The 16,900-nt window shown below is 45.6% G+C and carries 10 protein-coding genes; 2 read left to right on the top strand and 8 right to left on the bottom strand.

What is annotated here, in order from left to right:
- Positions 1-50: 50 nt before the first annotated feature.
- A complete protein-coding gene (locus tag JNUCC32_RS03925) occupies positions 51-1,886 on the bottom strand; it encodes a cache domain-containing sensor histidine kinase (protein WP_192571171.1) in 1,836 nt (611 codons plus the stop codon).
- Positions 1,864-3,405, bottom strand: coding sequence for a response regulator (locus tag JNUCC32_RS03920; protein WP_192571170.1), 1,542 nt, complete (start codon positions 3,403-3,405; stop codon positions 1,864-1,866). The genes JNUCC32_RS03925 and JNUCC32_RS03920 overlap by 23 nt, the downstream gene beginning before the upstream one ends.
- Positions 3,406-3,579: 174 nt before the next feature.
- On the opposite strand from JNUCC32_RS03920, the gene JNUCC32_RS03915 reads away from it, so the two are divergent.
- Positions 3,580-4,557 (top strand): ABC transporter permease, encoded by a 978-nt coding sequence (locus JNUCC32_RS03915; protein ID WP_076325175.1) that lies wholly within the window; start codon positions 3,580-3,582, stop codon positions 4,555-4,557.
- A 19-nt stretch (positions 4,558-4,576) separates the two neighbouring features.
- Positions 4,577-5,470 carry a carbohydrate ABC transporter permease gene (locus JNUCC32_RS03910; RefSeq protein ID WP_096776841.1) on the top strand — a complete coding sequence of 298 codons (894 nt, stop codon included), beginning with the start codon at positions 4,577-4,579 and terminating at the stop codon, positions 5,468-5,470.
- A gap of 172 nt (positions 5,471-5,642) precedes the next feature.
- Here JNUCC32_RS03910 and JNUCC32_RS03905 read toward each other — a convergent pair whose 3' ends face one another.
- The 6 genes from JNUCC32_RS03905 to JNUCC32_RS03885 form a co-directional block, all read right to left on the bottom strand.
- A complete protein-coding gene (locus JNUCC32_RS03905; RefSeq protein ID WP_192571169.1) occupies positions 5,643-7,775 on the bottom strand; it encodes a protein kinase domain-containing protein in 2,133 nt (710 codons plus the stop codon).
- Entirely contained in the window at positions 7,756-11,496 is a 3,741-nt protein-coding gene (locus JNUCC32_RS03900; protein ID WP_228468875.1) for a TIGR02680 family protein, read from the bottom strand. The genes JNUCC32_RS03905 and JNUCC32_RS03900 overlap by 20 nt, the downstream gene beginning before the upstream one ends.
- Positions 11,489-11,674, bottom strand: coding sequence for a hypothetical protein (locus JNUCC32_RS31525; RefSeq protein ID WP_228468874.1), 186 nt, complete (start codon positions 11,672-11,674; stop codon positions 11,489-11,491). The genes JNUCC32_RS03900 and JNUCC32_RS31525 overlap by 8 nt, the downstream gene beginning before the upstream one ends.
- Complete coding sequence (locus JNUCC32_RS03895; RefSeq protein ID WP_192571168.1) at positions 11,674-12,825, bottom strand: TIGR02678 family protein; 1,152 nt, start codon at positions 12,823-12,825, stop codon at positions 11,674-11,676. Before JNUCC32_RS03895 ends, JNUCC32_RS31525 begins: the two co-directional genes overlap by 1 nt.
- A gap of 122 nt (positions 12,826-12,947) precedes the next feature.
- Positions 12,948-14,321 (bottom strand): TIGR02677 family protein, encoded by a 1,374-nt coding sequence (locus JNUCC32_RS03890; RefSeq protein WP_228468873.1) that lies wholly within the window; start codon positions 14,319-14,321, stop codon positions 12,948-12,950.
- A gap of 178 nt (positions 14,322-14,499) precedes the next feature.
- Positions 14,500-16,812 (bottom strand): glycoside hydrolase family 95 protein, encoded by a 2,313-nt coding sequence (locus JNUCC32_RS03885; protein WP_192571167.1) that lies wholly within the window; start codon positions 16,810-16,812, stop codon positions 14,500-14,502.
- Positions 16,813-16,900: the final 88 nt, after the last annotated feature.

The raw sequence follows: 16,900 nt of genomic DNA, 5'->3' as shown, positions 1-16,900 counted from the left end.
CATTGATCTATAACGCAATCTTACAATCCATGATGCAAAATGTCTTTCATTCAGGGTAACGCCTGCTGCGGGTACTGTTCGTTTGCAGGATGCCTATCGGAGATTACAGGTATCCGAATGGTCACCGCGGTTCCGATGCCGAGCCGGCTGAAGATGCTGACGCCATATTCCTCTCCGTAGGTCAGTTTGATCCGGTCATTCACGTTTTTCACGCCATATCCAGACAGATTATCCGATTTGCTCAGCGCGCGATCGAGCTGTTCGGGGGTCATTCCGATGCCGTCGTCGATGACCTGGAGCAAGATGTCGTCTCCCTCCTGCCTGAGCTTCACGTTAATGTTGATTCCCGATTCGTCCCCAATGGCATGATTGATGCAGTTCTCGATGAACGGCTGCAGAATCAGCTTGATCGTTGTGTTCCCGAACAGCTGCTCATCCAGGTCGTAATGCATATGAAGCTTGTCCCGGAACCGGATCTTCTGGATCGCGACATAATTCTTCACCAGATTGATTTCCTGCTCCAGCAGAATGATGCGCTTTCCTTTATTCAGCGAAACTCGGTAATACTTGGCCAAATAATTGACCATCTGGTACACCTGCATAGCCCCTTCTTTGATCGCCAGGGAAGAGATCGAGGACAAGGTGTTGTACAGAAAATGGGGGTTGATCTGGGCCTGGAGCGTATTCAGCTCCGACTCCTTCCTTGCGATTTCCTTCACGTATACGTCATGGATCAGGGACTGTATCGTCGAGGCCATCTTATTGAACGCAAAAGACACCTGACCGATCTCGTCATGCCCCATCGGCTTAATCGACAGCCGGAAATCTCCGCGCTCCACCTTCCGGATCTGCTGCAGCAGCACCTCGATCCGCTTGGTCATGACCTTGGTCGTAAAATAGAGCAGCAGGATGGCAATGCCAATCGCCAGTACGGAGAACCAGATAACGTTCTTGGTCGCCTGATTCGCATTGGCCAGCAGCTCGTCGTAGGGCACGGTGATGACCGTGGACCAGCCGTTGCTGAGCTTTTTATACGTGAAAAAGCGCTCCTGGCCGTTAATCTTCATATCGAATGAGCCCGCATCCCGGGTCATCCGCTCCTGAATCGGAAACACGTCGAACAGCTGGTTCGATGGGAGGTTCTGATCCCCCGTGCTGATCACGCCGCCAAACTCGTCGATAATATAGACGCTTTTGTTGTCGTTCTCCATTTTGATCAGGGAGTAGAATTCGTTCGCGTTAATGTCCATGGTCAATATCCCGTACGGATGCTGCAGGCTGAAATAACTTAACGAACGGGCAATGGTGATATGTGCATCATCGGCCTTGAAATTCCCGGAATGGAAGTACACCGTATTGCCGGCGGCATCCAGCACCTGCTCCTCCATCGCCCGGGGCAGCTCTTCCGTATATTTGACGTATTGGCCGTCGGAATAGAGGGTATGGTTCCCCGTATAAATCGTGATGCCCAGAATGTTGGCATTCAGGGTCATCAGGGACGGCAGCGTCCGGTTGATATATTGGAAGGCATCCAGATAATAGTACGCCTGCTCATAATCGGTAGAGAGATAATTGCGGAGCTGGGCATCCATGTAGAGGATGTTCGACAGCTGATTGTAATACTCCAGCCGCTTCTCCACGTTGGTGTTAATCTGTGCCAGCGATCCGCCCAAGGCCGTATAGGTATGCTCCGTAATCGTGCTGCGGGTCGAAGAATACGAATAATAGATCAGCAGCGAGAACGGAAGGATGATCACGATCAGAAAGATGAAAAAGAACTTGTGCCGGAGCCGCCAATTGGTGTATGCGCGTAAGTACGCGAACGGGAAAGCCCCTGCCAGCCGGCTCCACGGGCCGGACGGGCTAGATGTTTTTGCGGTATTCATTCGGCGTAACTCCTTGGCTTTTTAAGAATAAGGAAATGAAGTAGGATGTGCTCTCATAACCGACCCTTTGGGCGATGTCCTGCACTTTGAGCGAATCGTCGGCCAGCAGCTCCTTGGCTTTGTTCAGCCGGATTCTCGTTAGGTAATCATGGATCGTCATGCCGGTTTTCTCCTTAAAGATGGAACGCAGGTAGTTGGGAGACAGATACACCTGATCGGACAAGCTGTTGATCGTGATGGCCTGGTGATAGGTCTGGTCGATCGTCGTGCGCACCTGATGCACCAGCCTTGCATTTTTGTCCATGAACCGGTGTTCCAGCGTCCGAATCGCATGCCCGGCAAAATCCATGATGATTGCTTCGATTTCGATAATGGTTCGGCACTGATAGATGGCATGGTAAAGCTCCGCCCGCTTGTGGCTCTCCGTGATCGGTTCGTGGATCCCCTCCAGCAGAGACTCCACCAGTCCGATGGCAAAGTCGCACACTTCGGTTTTTCGGATTCGCAGCATGACCAGCCGGTTGAAGTAATCCCGCAGCTTCTGCGCGGCCTGCTCGGACGCCAACTGATGAATATCCTCGAAATAGGCCGTTTCTTGGAAAGGAGGAATTTGCCGGCTCTCCAGCTGCCGCAGCACGTCCTTGGCATAGATGACTCTCCCGTTGCCGACGTAAAACATCTCCTCCAGCATCTGCCGCGTCTCCCGGTATATATCCTGGATGCGGGACAGCTCCTCCGGCTCCTCGTTCACGGCCGCAGTCATCGTAAAGCCCAGCGTATGCTGCATCTGCTTCAGCAGATCCTCCCACGTAAAGCGGCTCAGATGGCTGGCGGCATCCATGAAGATGCCCAGCTCGCCTTCCCGGCAGACGACCAGATCCGCCTCGAGTTTCTTGTCCGCAAGCCACTCCTCCATAAACGTCTGGAGGCGCGCCATGCCATCCTCGAGGGACGGTCCCGGCTGTGCAGCGTGCGGAGCATCGATGCCGAGCAGCGTAAGGGTATACGTTCTCGGCTCCGTATGGCGGGACAGCTTATGGTAGCTGGCAGCGAGGTTTCGGAATCGCTCCTCGTTCTGCTCGAATATCATCTCTCGTACAATATTGGATTTGGTCACGCGAATGGAGCGGTTCTTCATCCGCACTTCCTCGCAGCGCCGCTTGACTTTATCGATAACGCTTACAATTTCGCTCAGATCCAGCGGCTTCAATAAATAGCCGACGGCTCCCACATTTAAGGCCGACTTCACATAATTGAATTCATCGTGTCCGGTCAGGAAGACGAACTGAATCCAGTCGAATAACTCACTCACCCGTTTCGCCATATCAAGCCCGTTCATGACGGGCATCTGGACGTCCGTCAGTACGATATCGGGCTGAATCACCTCGATCTTCTCCAGGGCATCCCTGCCGTTCAGGGCTGTTCCGGCTACATATATCCCCATCTCTTCCCAACGAATATAATCTCGGATCATCTCAAGCTCCAGCTCTTCGTCATCTACGAGAAAAATGCTATACATGCTCATACCCCCTGTGTCGGCTTTATCCCTTAATATTATAGCGATTTCGTTTTTTTAACTATGGGAATTCGCGATGTAAGTCATTTTCAAGCATCTTTCGTTACATTGTCATATCGACACTCATTTTTTCCGAGTCTTATAATTTGAGTTAACTTGAGATGCGAGGTGCCCCATATGAAACCTGCTACAACCTTACAGACGCGGAGTGACTTGAACTTAAGTCCTCATCGAAAAAGCCGCTGGGCCATGCTGAAGCAGCAGAAGTATCTATTCCTGATGATGCTGCCCGGACTGATCTGGGCCATTGTGTTTGCGTATACGCCCATGGTTGGCCTATACATGTCCTTCGTCAATTACCAGCCGACGCTCGGCGGCTTCTGGTCGACCCTGTTCACGAGCGAGTTCGTCGGCCTGGAATGGTTCCGTTACTTCTTCAACAACGGCGACTTCTGGATCGTCATGCGAAATACGCTGGCTTCCACGCTGATCACGCTGCTCTTCTCCTTCCCGATGCCGATCCTGATCGCCATCGCGATTAATGAGATCAAGAACGTGAAGTTCAAAAAGACGGTGCAAACCGCCTCCTATCTTCCCTATTTCATATCCTGGGTGATCGCGGCCAACATCATCGTGACCCTGCTCTCCTCGGACGGCGCGATTAACGGCATATTGAAATTCCTACACATTACCGATGAAAGCGTTTTATTCCTGCAGAACGGCAAGTATTTCTGGTGGATCGTCGCGCTCGGCAATACGTGGAAGGATATGGGCTACAGCTCGATCATGTATTTGGCGGCCATCTCGTCCATCAACCAGGAGCTCTATGAAGCGGCCAAGGTCGACGGCGCCAACCGTTTTAAGCAGATCCGGTACATCACCCTGCCCCACCTGAAGCCAACGATTGTCATTTTGCTGATCCTGGCGCTTGGCGGCATCCTGAACGCGGGCTTTGACCAGCACTTCCTGCTCGGCAATGACCTGACGCGGGATTACTCCGACGTCCTGTCCACCTATTCGTTCCGCTACGGTATCCAGAACGGCATGTTCTCCTATGCGGCAGCCGTCGGCATGTTCAGCTCCGTGGTGGCATTCATCATCGTGGTTATCGTCAACTATACGGCGAAGAAGCTGAACGGGCAGTCCCTATTCTAAACCATAAGGAGGTACATCCATGTTAAGCAAAAAAACCGTGCCCGAGCGTATCTTCGATGCCTCTTTATACCTGTTCCTGACCGGCATCTTTCTCGTGACCTTCTATCCGTTCTGGAACATCCTGGTCATCTCCTTGAACGATGCGACCGATACGATGCGGGGCAACCTGTACTTCTGGCCGCGCGTGCCAACCATCGAGAGCTACCTGACCATCTTCCGGAATCCGGAGATCTGGAGCGCCATCAAGATCACCGTGCTGCGTACCGTCGTCGGGACGGCGGCATCCATCTTCTTCATCACACTGCTCGCTTATCCGCTCAGCAAGCGCAATCTGCTCGGGTGGAAATACTTCTCCTTCTTCTTTGTGTTCACGATGTATTTCGGCGGCGGGCTGATCCCGACGTATATGATCATCAAATCCCTGGGGCTGATCGACTCCTTCTGGGTCTACATCTTCCCTGGCTTAATCGGCGTGTTCCTGATGATTCTGGTGCGCACCTTCATGGAGCAAATCCCCGGCGAGATCGAGGAATCCTCCAAAATCGACGGCGCCAACGACCTGCAGACGTTCTTCCGCATCATCATGCCGCTGTGCGTGCCGGTGCTCGCCACGATCGGCCTGTTCCTGGCCATCGGCCACTGGAACTCCTGGTATGACTCCTATGTGTATACCTACAAGCCGGAGCTGAAGACCCTGCAGGCCGTCTTGGTCAAAATCCTCAACCAGTTCCAGACCGCCGGCATGATGTCCGACGCCCAGCAGCTGGCGCAGGGCTCCAAGCGAATCCCGGTCTCCAGCGAAAGCATCCGGATGGCGGTGACTATGGTCGCTACGCTGCCGATCATTATGGTGTATCCTTTTGTGCAACGGTATTTTGTGAAGGGGATTATGATGGGGGCGATAAAGAGTTAGGGGTGTGGGGGAAAGAAGAGCTATTACTTAAGATAAAAATTGAAGGAGGAAAAAGAGACCTCTTAGAACACTTCTTATCGATTTCATAAAAGTTAAACACTTAAAGGCACCGGTACCCATCCGGTGCCCCTGCTTGAAGTCTAATCGACACTTAATGCTCACTAGCTTTTTCCTATACTGAGTGTGAGAAATCGTAGTCATTTAATACATCACGTATATCAAGCGGATATTCAATACCTCTCAGTATAGAAATTAACAAATCATGATATAACGAAAAACTCTTTTCTATTAAGAAAGCTACTTGTTGAGATATGTCTGTATAACTGTCCATGGATACTATAATCCCAACCAGCAGAGACTGAGCCATAAGGTTGTTGATTTTCAATGCGATTGTCATTAAGATTTTTATGGCGTTAATTTGTAAATTTTGATTTCGTGATCCATTGTAGACACTATCAATAAGAATTGATATCTGATCCCAATCTACTTCCTTTGAATCCATTACATTGTTTATATTTTTTTCAGCAATATACATAAAAGGAAACATTACTGTGTCATTTTTTACACACTCTACAAAAATTTCAATTGGAATTGATGTGAATGGTGTTATGAATTTTTCAAGAATTTCGTTAGGTGTCTCAATCTCAGCTGATGAGATGCAATTTAAGACTTTTTTAACATCTGCGGGAAATTCCTTGTACTCATATGTTTTTAAACTCATAAATGAATACTCTCTATCGGAAACACTTCTCCTATTCATCAGTAGAATATCAGCCATTAATTCTTTTACTGTCTGATATCGTTTAGAACGATCTTCCTCCATTGCTTTTAGAACAATAAGTTGATATTTAACAGTGGATCTGTATCGTTCTTCTGGTGATTTTCCATTTAGTAAAAAATATAGCAATGCCCCTAATGAGTATATATCTGATAAATGATCAGCATTTTTCAAACTACTTATTTGTTCTGGAGCAGTATAACCTGCTCTTCCATACCCATTAACAAATAATCCGGTTGATGCGGAAAGCGACCGGTAATCCTTAGCTAGTCCAAAATCGGCAACTTTAGCAAAAAAAGCCCCATCTTTGTTTTTGAACAAAAGGATATTATGAGGTGCTAGATCGCGATGACTAATTTTGCAGTCATGAAGATAAGCTACACCATTTAAAATATCTTTAAAGATACTTAATCTCATATCTTCAGATAACTGGGGATACAATGCCAAGAACTTTTCTAAAGAATAGTCTGCTAAAGGCATAGTGAAAAAAGCCGGCTCATTTACAAGTTGAGTCTTGTTAATTTGAATAATGTTCTGATGAGATATCTTTTCTTTTAAAAACTTGACTTCTCTTTTGAATCTGAGATAATAATCAGCTCCCTCTTTTTCATATTTTTTTAAAAAAAGTGACTCTTCAAATAGAACTTTACATGCCATCTCTTTTTTTAATACTGGATCAAAGACTCTGTATACTTCTGCAAAAGATCCCTCACCAATCTTATATAATGGAATTACCTGATAATTATCTTCCTCTTGATTTTGTCCATCTAAAATCCACAAACTATGCATTATTCTATGAGCATCTGGGCAAAATAAGATATTATATCTTAGCAAAATCGCCTTGATTTGTTCTTCATTTGGCTTTGAAATGAGTTCAGTATTGGAATTTGAATGATTCAATACCTGTAATGCAAATAACATCATTCTACCGCCATCAGATTTAGGGGACAAGGCATAATAATCTTTGGTAAGTTCATAAGCCAGTATTGGCAAATAAGTACCTTTTTTTAAAGGTAAGTAATCAAACAATTTATTAATCAGTTTAAGTAAATACTTAAGAAGTTCAGGATTTTTTTTGTACATAATATGAATGAATGGTGCATTGTTGTAATGTTTTATAAATGAAATAAATTTGTAAAAAGAACTACCTGAATTGGCTTGATTCAGAAAACATTCGAAAAATCCTCTCTTTTTTTCTTCTCGATGTTCATTAAACTTCCGCTTAGTAATAAGTTGCTTTTGAAAATAAGCTTCGAGCAGGGAGTGCAAGTCATAAGAATAACCCGCTTGCTGAATAGCCTGTTCGAAAAACGTTGCCTTTACAGTCATCTTGAAATTTTCTACTCTAACTTTACGACCCATCAAACCAACAAAAGCATCTATTTCAGATTTCGAAGGGTTAAGTATTTCCACTTTTCCAAACGAACCATAGCTACGATATTTTTCTTCAAACAGACGTAGAAGTTTATCAAACTCTGGTTGACTCTGTAGTAACTGCAGCAATTTCTCAAGCTCGTTCTTCGACATAATATTCCTCCAGAAAATTCCCATTTGGAAGATCATATTTGTCTTCCCCATCCCAATAATATCGACCAAGCGCTAATGTCTTTTCGTTCACTCTTCTCAGAATTTCCACAATCGATAATTCTTGTACGGTTTCATATGTCCCCCAAAGGATCTGAGAATTCATTAAATAGTCAAAATCAAACTGTGAGATCAGCCCAAATATATTCTCAATATTTTCATGATCGATCCCCGCAAATGCTTCATCTAGCGAGAACAAGCGAGGGGAATCAGGTGCCGCGTGTGCATATTTTGCAGCTGCTGCAGCAAATAATGGACTATACATAGAAATGCCTTTTTCTCCTCCACTCATAGTCTCAAATGCTTTGACATTAAACTCTTCAAAATCTGCTTCCCTGTCTTTTTGATAGTACAACACGAACCGATACCACTTACGATAATCTAGCAGCTCCTTCATTTTGGCAGTTAACGAAAAGCGCGTATCCTCTTTCGCCAAGGCCCGTGCTTGCTCGACCTTGGTTTTGAAATGTTCCGCGATTCGCTCAAGATCATGGTTATTCAGCCATTGGGTTTTCTTCGAGAGAAGTTCGACTAGTTTGTCCGTCGACAACTCTCCCTGTTCTTTCGCAGGATGGGGTTTCCACTTTAGCCGCATTCGAACGGTGGTATCGATGTTTGAGAGAAAATAATTAGCCTCATTTTCCCATTCTTTCGCTTTTTCTATCAACCCACGGATAGTCGAACCGATGTCATCGATTAACACTTTCTCATACAATACTCGTTCCTTTTCTTGAATAGCGAGCGCCGTCTCATCTCGGGTCGCTTTCAATTCTTCAAGTAATTGAATAGGTTTTGATTCAATATAACTAGGCACGAACGTGACGAACTGTCGATCGGTCCACTGTTGAAGCAGTTCCCAGTCTCTACCCTTACTCATGTTTCTAATCTTTAACTTATGTCGGGTTTGCTTCATCTCTTGGTCCATTAGTTCACGTTCGGCATCGTAAATCGCTCGCTCCAATGCCCCGTGCACATCACTCCTCTTTAGCTCCTTATGCGTTGATTCTAAATTGTGAACTGCCACAAGCGTAGTCCATTTGGGATCAGTAAAACCAAAGCTTTTCTCCTCTTGAAATAACGATTCCCACTCTTGCTTGAGTTCTTCTAGTTCTAAAATAGTGGGGCCTTGGGTTTCGATATGATTTTTAAGTCCTGAAATAGCTGACCGTAAATCAGCTCGACGTTGAATACCTTTCTCTCTAGCTTCTTCATTTTCTTTTTTTTTCAAGACAACCTCATCAATACGCACCAAGATATTCTGCTCATCATCATGAGTTAAGATAAGATTCAATATCGTGTCCAGCTTGGCTTTTTTAGTCTTAAGATCCCTATATACATCCACCCTTTGCTCTTGAAGATCATCTAGTTCATTCTCTAGATCGTCGATCCTATTCGAAGTATCATACACTTTTTCCGTTAGTATTTTTCTGTCCGATATGAGGTGAAAAAAGCTTCCGAGTTGTTTACTGTATTCGTTGAGCTCGTCGAGAACGTTCTGATAAGCAACCGATGTTCGTTCAATCCGGTGATAAGGTGCAGACTTTAACAGAAATTCATTAATGATCGGCTGGTTTCTTTGCTTCAAAGCTTGGAGATTCGCTTCTTGTCGTTCCACTTGATCGTTGGCTACTTTTTCTTCCGTGTCCAATTCTCTGCGCTGCTTTTCCACCTTTTTCATGGGTTCAAGAGAAGGAAAATTTAATACATCGGCTTTTAATCGACGTATTTGATTTTGAAGAAACGATACTCGGTCTTCTGCCTCTTCAACACGATTTTGCGAAGATTGAATCTCCGCTTGTAAACTCAAAATACGCTTTGCTCGAATAGCTTCTCTCGCATCTTTACCGATGAGCCGTTCCTCTTGAATAGGAGCACTTCCATGAATAAACCCATTTTGGAACTCCCCAGTATGCATGATGAAGGATTCATCAGATTTTGAAATGGATATTCCTTGAAGCAACCTCTCAATTCTGGATTGTGACAAAGCCTCATTCGGTACAGCTACTAAATACTCCGTTAAATTTAGAGTCTTGATCTGCTGGTTTCGGACAATGGGGAGCATTGCAAAGACGCGACCCTCATCTTCTTCTCTAACCAAAAGGGCGGTTAGGAGACCTGACTTTGAAATGGCTGCTTCAATGTTTGCCCGAGTTTGTTCGTCCACTTCAGGGCGAAAATCAACAGCTTCATAAAAGCTTTTAAATAGAATGCCTAGTTCACGAAGGGCGTTGCGACGAATTTGTTCGTCTTTAGAATAAGCAGGTTCAATTTCAGGTTGGTTTTGAAGTTCCTCGATTTGCTTTCTCCAAATCGCTTGCTGACTGTTCTCATGATTTATGGCAAATCGATGCCCTTCAATTTCTTGGATGATGGGTTTTTCCTGTAATTGCTTCTTATCGTTGCACCAAAACTCTATTTCACGTGATGCCTCCTCTATCTCTTCATAAAGAAACGCTTCAAAAAAACCAATTAGTTGTTGTTTGGATTTCTCTTCAAGCACAAAGACTTGTGTTTGGGTTTGCCATATTTCCAAATTTCTATCCAAATTCTCACGAACGTATTCGGCCGTTTTTTGCAGTTGCATTCTCTTTTGTTTGACGACTTCAAGCTGTTGTTCTGAGCGATCTACTGCCTCTTCAGCATCTTTTTCACGTAGTCTGCAAGTCTCAACATCTTGAGCTAATTTTCGAATTAAAGAAAGTTGTTTTTGGTAAGCCTGCAACTCTTCTTCCCAGTCTCTTCGAAAAATGGCCAATTCTCCATCAGAGTTCTCTTCCAAGTGCGATACGAACCGGTCGTGCACCAAAAAAAACGTTTGCTTGGCAAGTTGCGTTAACTCATTGGCCATTTCGGTAATATTATTCTCTGTCTTTTCTTTCTCGTAGGCATATTGTTTTTGATAACGAATTTCCGAGTTGAGCTTCCTACTTTTCGTATTGTAATGATCCTCCAGCGATTTAATGTTTTTTTCAAATTGCTCAATTTCCTCTTCATATTGGGCCTGTTGCTTCCGAAGCCCAAACACCTTGTGGCCTCTAAGATGTTCCTCTTCAACATCCAGTGCTTGCTTTTCAGTATCAAGACGTGCCAGAAGCTCAAGAAATCCAGCATGTTCATTTTCGTATTTCTCTAATTGCTTTCGATCCCTATCAGACATTTGAATCGAGCGATGAAGTTGTTTTTCAATCTCTATATTTTCTTTTGCTATTTCGTACACTCGATGTTCGTTATAGGTTTGATAAGCCGTCTGAAGTGCCTGGAGGTATCGAAGCGAATGCTCCAGTTTTTCGAGTTTTTCTTGATGCGCATCAATCGTTCCGATCGTCTGGATCATCGGCAACAAATCCTCATCTGTGAGTTCAGGTAGTGAATCCGATAATAGATTAGTTACATCTGTTGGCTTGGTATCTCGAGAAAGTTTCGGACTCCGTAGTTGAATCAAAATATGAATCAACTCTTTAAACGTTTTAACAGAATCAAAACCGAACAAGTATTGATTTACCATTTCGGTATATCGTGTTTGGCTTGTTGTAAATTCCCCACCCCGTCCAATTTTTTCTTCTAACTGCTTTTTAGTGAGTGGAAATTTTTTAATCTCCCCGCGGACATTTTCTTCAAAATATAAAAAGAAATCATGTCCGACCCGCCTGTCGTTATTAATCATAAAATACCAATAATCGATTGACCAATATAGGAACCGCCATCGTTGTTGTTACTGATTTCCCGCTACCATTTGCACCCCGAACAAACAATTTCCCATTAGCAAACTCAAATACCGAATCCGTGTGATACCAGAAATTAAAGAGTCCCAGACGATTGGGCTGGTAACGATGGACAGCCATTAATTCTCCTCCTCCAAATATTCGCCTGTAATTCGACCCGCTAGATCATAACAATATATTTGTTTGTCCCCAATCGATCTAACGATTGAAAATTGTTCTAGAACCTCAAATACCATCTTCCACGCTGCTTCTGATGATTTTATTAGTGTGAAATCTTTATTCCATCCATAGTGAAATTTTTCTTTCACCGTAAGAAATATTTGAAACGCTTCGCGCTCATGCATTCGAATTCGGCCGTATAAATCAGGGATAATTTCCCCGCTCCGAACCTTATCAAATACCTCTGTTGCCCACTGAATAGAGGCATTCATTGTTTGGTTATAACGAACATACGGGTAATAGTGCCCATAATGATATTCACTATGAACGATCATGCTCATGGATTTATACCGTTCAACATGCATAAAATCAAACTGGCTCTCAATTTCCGCTTGCCATGATTCGATCTCACAGTCCAAGGCTTCGCGCTCTTGAGGTGTAAGTTCTTCATGACGAAGGGCAGATTCTAAAAACCAAGTTCTCATGATCCGCTGCTTCGGTGTCGTGGCTTCTTCAATTTCTTTTTGGACTGCACATTCAAACTCCTCGATCGTTTGAAGCTTGGAAAGGTCACTAAAATACAGGGTCAAAACACGTCGAAACATCGAAGTGGTTTGGAGTAATACCTCGTGATCGGCTTGATCGCGGAATCCTTCAATTTGCTGATCAATCTCTTCTATTATGTGTTGATCTCGGCAAAACCTAAGCGCTTCCACAAATGCCTTTCGCGTGCTTTTATCTTCCCATTTAATGGCTCCTGCTTCTTTAGGTGCGTAGTTGAGTATTGCTTCACATGCATCTTGAAGAAGAAATTGTTGATCTTCTCCTTTATCTTCAAAGTAAGCTAGCAAACATGCGAAAAACACATAACTTTGCTCCCTTTCGAACTCTAAAATACCCATTGAAGGCCGTGCAATAAACGGAATTTTTTCGAGCTTGGCAAAAGTACCATCAACAATCAGATGATACCGAAATTGGGTGCGAAAGTAGGCTTCCAAATCGCCTTCCTGTTTCTTAATAGCATAAAACATTTCCGGATCATCCGCTTGACGTATCCAATAACGATCAAATAATGCTCGTACGCAATCTTGAAAAGGGATAATCTCATTCATGAGTTACCGCCTCCAATTTGCTCTAATTCTAAATCTTTCATCTTTAATGTTCCGTCCTTAAAGCGAACCTGGATCCAATGTTCTGAGCGCTCTTTCAATTGGAATTTGGCCCCAGTATCTGTTCATGCGATCTTTTTGCTCGAAGCACTGGCTTGTCCTATGAGATCAAGTAAGGTATTTCTAATAATCGGATGAAGGACGGGCAACTCTTCAAAGACGATTTTTCCATCAACTGAGAGTTCATCTAAATAACGACGGATAATTGCTTGTCGCTCTTGGTGTTGCTTTAAAAGTTCGTACTCTCTAAGGGGATTTTCATCGAGCGCTTGCTTGATCTTCCCTTCCCGACGCCCAGGTTTATTTTTGTTTAGAGTAATTTCATGTGGATCATACTCCCAAACCGTATCATAATGGTCGTCCGAACGTTTTGGTATTGTATAGAGATGATATGTTTGCTGCACACCAAACACATATGCTGAAAGACGGTGACACTCTTCAATCGTTCCTACGCTTGCAAATAATCGAGCAAGCTGCAAGCAATCGTTTTTACGGCTTTTGAAATGGTTGTAGCGATCAGTTATTTGCTCGGCAATTTTAACGACACGAACAATCGTGTTCTTAGCCTGATCAATTAAGAAGCGAACGCCTGGTTTTTTTCCGTTGATCTCTATGAACCACCCTTTTAATCCTTGCCATTCTGAAAGACGCACAGATCGGGATTCTTCGGCATGAAAGTCGCCAGTTAAATCCGTCTCTGCTTCTTTAGTTACGATGAGTTCAACAATACGTTGAATGACATCATCCGGTATGTCATGGATATATTGCCGGACTTTTTCTTGTTTATCCATAATAACTAAAACAAAATTTTGAAGCATTTGTACAAATTTTTCCTTATAGGCTAAAAATGAGGCGGTTCGCATCAATTCTTCGTTGGAAGAAGATCGACTGATTTGGGCAAAAAAATTAGAAGATTCGGTTTGTAGCGATTTAAACCGATCCATGAGCTCTTTCCAAACAATCCGCAAATCAAGAGTTTGACCTTCTTTCCAATTTTTTAACTTATCGAGTTCCTCCATCATGCGATCAGGAATATGCCGTTCAAATTCGATACCTCGAATAGACTGAAGGCTATTTTGGAGCTCCCCAATCATGCGCTCCAACTCAATAGTAATGTCCGTAATGCTATATAGTGATCGTCGATTTTTCAATTCTTCGATTCGTTTAGCCTTTGAAGTATCTTGATGACTTAGTACATTCCCCCATTTTTCTAAGCTTTTCAGCGCATCATCAAGCTCCTTTTCTGTAAGGTCCATAAATCTACCTTCAAATTCTGTCCGTTGTTTCAAATCAGCTAAGATTTCCGAAACTGTGTACATGCTACCATGAAACTCTAATGCAGTTTTCTGGAACAAAAGTCGACAAATCGGCCGATATATATCCGCCTTACCTTCAGATAAATATTTTGTTTGTTCAATTTTATCAAATAGGGAATACATCTCTTTACCTCATTCCTTTTGTCAGCACCAATAGTAACGACGAAACATGATTTGAAAGTAATTTGACAGTGATATAGTACTAGTACTTTCGACATAATTCATCACTTCTCCTGCTTCTTCCATATTTAGAATCATTCCGGATAAATGATATTGGGCAAAATTATTAATATCAGGTTTCTCATCCAATATCATAAAATCCAAAATCCTCCCTCCCCCCATAAAACACCCGCACACTCCCATCCTCATTCCCCTTCACCCTCGCCTTAACCAGCTTCCCATCTTCCCAGCTCATATCCACCTCAATATTCCCTTTCGCCTTCAGCCCTTTCACACTGCCTGTCGGCCACATCGTCGGCAGTGCAGGCAGGAGATGAATCTCGCCCTCGTGGCTCTGCAGCAGCATTTCCGCAATGGCGGCGGTTCCGCCGAAGTTGCCGTCGATGACAAAGATGTTGGCCTCGGCTCCGGCTACGCCGGGTTTGGAATAGGTGAGCATGTTGTCGAAGCACAGCTCCCCGATCAGGTGGGCGATATGCTGCACGGCTTGGTCTCCGTCATGCAATCGGGCGTAGAAGAGTCCGAACAGCGCTGCGGTAAATTCGATATCCTCCAGGTCGGCCCGGCTGTTCCGGTTCTCCAATGTCACTCGGGCTGCCGCAGCGAGTTCCGGCGTATGATGCGGCGTGATTTGGCTGCCGGGATACAGGGCATACAGATGCGACAGATGGCGGTGCTCCGGCTGTGCCTCCTCATAGTCCTCCAGCCATTCCTGCAGCTGCCCCTTCTTGCCGATCATCAGCGGAGGCAATTGATCCAGCGCCGTCTGCCACTTCTGCTGAAGCTCCTCATCCACGCCCAGCGTCTGTGCTGCCTTTATACAGAACGCCAGCAGATCCCGGACCAGGACCTGATCCATGGTCGGGCCCATGGACAGCTGCTGGTGCCCATCCTCCGGATGGCCGGTATAAAAGCTGTTCTCCGGCGAATTCGACGGACCTGTCACCAGCCAGCCATACTTCGGATGTACCGTCATATAATCCATGAAAAAGGCTGCGGCCTCCTTCAGGACGGGATAAGCCAACTCCTCCAGAAAAGCCTGATCGCGGTTGTACGCGTAGTGCTCCATCAAATGCGTCGCGATCCACAGTCCGCCCGTCACGTTCAGCCCCCAGGAGGTCCCCCACCCCGGCGACGCAAATCCCCAGGCATTGGAGAATACATGGGCCACCCAGCCTTCGGCATCGTAATAATGGCGCGCCGCCGAGCGTCCGGCCTCCGATAGCTGCTGGATATACCGCATGAGCGGCTCATGGCTCTCGCTCAGGTTCGCGGCCTCCGTCGGAAAATAGTTCATCTGGGTGTTCACGTCAAGGTGATAGTCACAGCTCCAGGCCATTTTGTTGGCTTCGCCGTCATTCCATATGCCTTGCAGATGCATGGGCAGAATGGAGTCTTGTCGTGACCCGCTAATGGTCAAGTACCGGCCGTATTGATAAAACAACGCAAACAACGCCGGATCATCCCGCTTGCCCTGCTTAAACCTGCCGATCCGCTCGTCCGTAGGCAGACTGGCATGTTCGGAGCTTCCCAGGTCCAATCGTACACGGGCATACAGCGGCTGATAATCCGCCAGATGCTTGGCTCTCAGCGCGTCATATCCCAGCAACACAGCCTGTTCCAGCTGCAACGCGCTTTTCTCACGCCAGCTCTCACCTTCTTGACGGTAATCCGTATTCACCGCAAAATAAATCGCCGCCTCATCCGCCCCGGATACGCTTATGGTGTCATCCGTGCAGCTCACCTGCCCGCCTTCCGTTACGACGCGCAGCTGGCCTTGGCAGGACACCCCGCACTCCCCGTTGCTATGTACGCTTTCCAGCGCCTGTCCCTGGAATTCGATCGTATCCTTCCCAGTAACGACAGCATGAAAAGGACCATTCTCCCCTCGAATCGAAATGCGGAATGACACGCCTAACGAGCCATGGCTGCTGCGAATCCGCGAAACGATGACCTGATCGGCATGGGAAGCAAATACCTCTCGCGTCATCTCGGCTCCATCGATCTCGTAAAAAGAACGTACCACCGCCTCCTCCAGATCCAGTTCCCGATGGAACAGCGGCTCAGCTGCTGCATCTTGTCTCCCGCCTTCGGATGGCTTCACGTTATGGTCAAACTCCAAAACGACTTGGCATAGTCCCAGATTGGTGCCAAAATTCAATTTTTCCGGCTCCAGGTGCTTCTTGGCTAGTCGATCGCCTTCGCGAAAATCGCCCTGGAAGAAGTGTTTCCGCATCTGTTCCAAATCCGCTTTGCTGTTGCTTCGCCCTTGAGCCGGCTCCGGCTGGCCGGACCAATAGGTGGTTTCGGTGATATTCCATATTTCTCTGTCAGGAGTGGATACCACCACGTTCCCCATTCGGCCATTGCCGATCGGCAACCCTTGCGACCAGCCCTGGGCCGGTTTCGTATACCAAAGCTTCATATCTGACATGTTGTTTTCTCCTCTTCATTTGATTTTCCAATATCGCGACAAGCACTACCCTTACAGCAAAAGCAAGAAATCGCGATCCCCGGATGAA

Origin of the sequence: Paenibacillus sp. JNUCC32 (assembly GCF_014863545.1) — a bacterium.
GTDB classification, from domain to species: Bacteria; Bacillota; Bacilli; order Paenibacillales; family Paenibacillaceae; genus Paenibacillus_AQ; species Paenibacillus_AQ lautus_A.
The sequence above is the reverse complement of the archived record's forward strand: the minus strand, read 5'-3'. Positions and strand labels throughout refer to the sequence as shown.

What these genes read in the sequence shown, in the direction of transcription:
- JNUCC32_RS03915 (WP_076325175.1), top strand. Translation starts at nt 3,580, where the DNA reads ATGAAACCTGCTACAACCTTACAGACGCGGAGTGACTTGAACTTAAGT.
- JNUCC32_RS03905 (WP_192571169.1), bottom strand. Translation starts at nt 7,775, where the DNA reads ATGTCGAAGAACGAGCTTGAGAAATTGCTGCAGTTACTACAGAGTCAA.
- JNUCC32_RS31525 (WP_228468874.1), bottom strand. Translation starts at nt 11,674, where the DNA reads ATGGCTGTCCATCGTTACCAGCCCAATCGTCTGGGACTCTTTAATTTC.
- JNUCC32_RS03910 (WP_096776841.1), top strand. Translation starts at nt 4,577, where the DNA reads ATGTTAAGCAAAAAAACCGTGCCCGAGCGTATCTTCGATGCCTCTTTA.
- JNUCC32_RS03920 (WP_192571170.1), bottom strand. Translation starts at nt 3,405, where the DNA reads ATGTATAGCATTTTTCTCGTAGATGACGAAGAGCTGGAGCTTGAGATG.
- JNUCC32_RS03900 (WP_228468875.1), bottom strand. Translation starts at nt 11,496, where the DNA reads ATGATTAATAACGACAGGCGGGTCGGACATGATTTCTTTTTATATTTT.
- JNUCC32_RS03925 (WP_192571171.1), bottom strand. Translation starts at nt 1,886, where the DNA reads ATGAATACCGCAAAAACATCTAGCCCGTCCGGCCCGTGGAGCCGGCTG.
- JNUCC32_RS03895 (WP_192571168.1), bottom strand. Translation starts at nt 12,825, where the DNA reads ATGAATGAGATTATCCCTTTTCAAGATTGCGTACGAGCATTATTTGAT.
- JNUCC32_RS03885 (WP_192571167.1), bottom strand. Translation starts at nt 16,812, where the DNA reads ATGTCAGATATGAAGCTTTGGTATACGAAACCGGCCCAGGGCTGGTCG.
- JNUCC32_RS03890 (WP_228468873.1), bottom strand. Translation starts at nt 14,321, where the DNA reads ATGTATTCCCTATTTGATAAAATTGAACAAACAAAATATTTATCTGAA.